Below are 828 nucleotides of genomic sequence, written 5' to 3' on the forward strand. Positions count from 1 at the left end.
GCCAGCGGCGGCCTTGGCGGCCCCGCCGGGCCGAACACGCCCGCCAATCCGCTGGCGCCGCCCGGCCTGCCCACGCTGACCGACCCCGGGACGCTGCTGACCGCCTTCACCCCGAACGGCCTGCCCGACCTGCCGTTCGCCGGCGACGCGCTGGTGGTCAACACGCCGATCCCGGATGTGACCGTCAGCAGCGGCAAGGCCATTTCAGTGCAGGTGGCGCCGGACAGCTTCGCCTCGACCAGCGGCGCCTCGCCATTTTCGCTGAGCGCGCAGACGGCGGACGGCAAGCCGCTGCCGTCCTGGATCAGGTTCGACCCCGGCGCGGCGCGCTTCGAAGGCACGCCGCCGCCGGGCTTTGAAGGCACGCTGAGCTTCAAGATCACGGCGCGCGACAGCCATGGCAGGGTCGCCGTGCAGACCTTCAAGATCGTCGTCAGCAAGGAGGGCCGGGCCGTCAAGAGCTCGTCCATCGACGCCTTGCCGCTGGGCCGCAGCGGCCTGGACGAGCAAATGCGCGCGGCGCGCGGCGCCGGCGCCGAGCGCCTGGCGGTGCTGTCGCGTAGCGCGGCGGCGGCGAAAGCGGCTGCATGAACGACGGCGCACCGCCGGGCAATCCGCTGCTGTCCCTGCTGGAACTGGCCCAGCGCGCCCGCGCCGCGGCCAGCGCCAACGAACTGGCCTTCATCGCGGTCAACGACAGCCGCGCGCTGGCGCCCTACCGCCAGGCCGCGCTGTGGCTGGGCCCCGGCGCGGTCCACACGCTGTCCGGCGTGGTGGCGGTCGAAGCCAACGCGCCCTACGCGCACTGGCTGGACCAGCTGTGCCGCG

Annotated in this window: 1 protein-coding gene and 1 pseudogene; both read left to right on the forward strand. The window is 73.8% G+C overall.

The window, feature by feature from the left end; genetic code table 11:
• Positions 1 to 591 (forward strand): putative Ig domain-containing protein (locus tag GTP90_RS35900; protein ID WP_175048360.1); only part of this gene is annotated, 591 nt, incomplete at its 5' end.
• Positions 588 to 828, forward strand: a pseudogene (locus GTP90_RS35905) (secretion protein HylD); the annotation flags it as partial. The gene GTP90_RS35900 and the pseudogene GTP90_RS35905, both read left to right, overlap by 4 nt.

Origin of the sequence: Duganella vulcania (assembly GCF_009857655.1) — a bacterium.
Classification (GTDB): domain Bacteria; phylum Pseudomonadota; class Gammaproteobacteria; order Burkholderiales; family Burkholderiaceae_D; genus Rugamonas; species Rugamonas vulcania.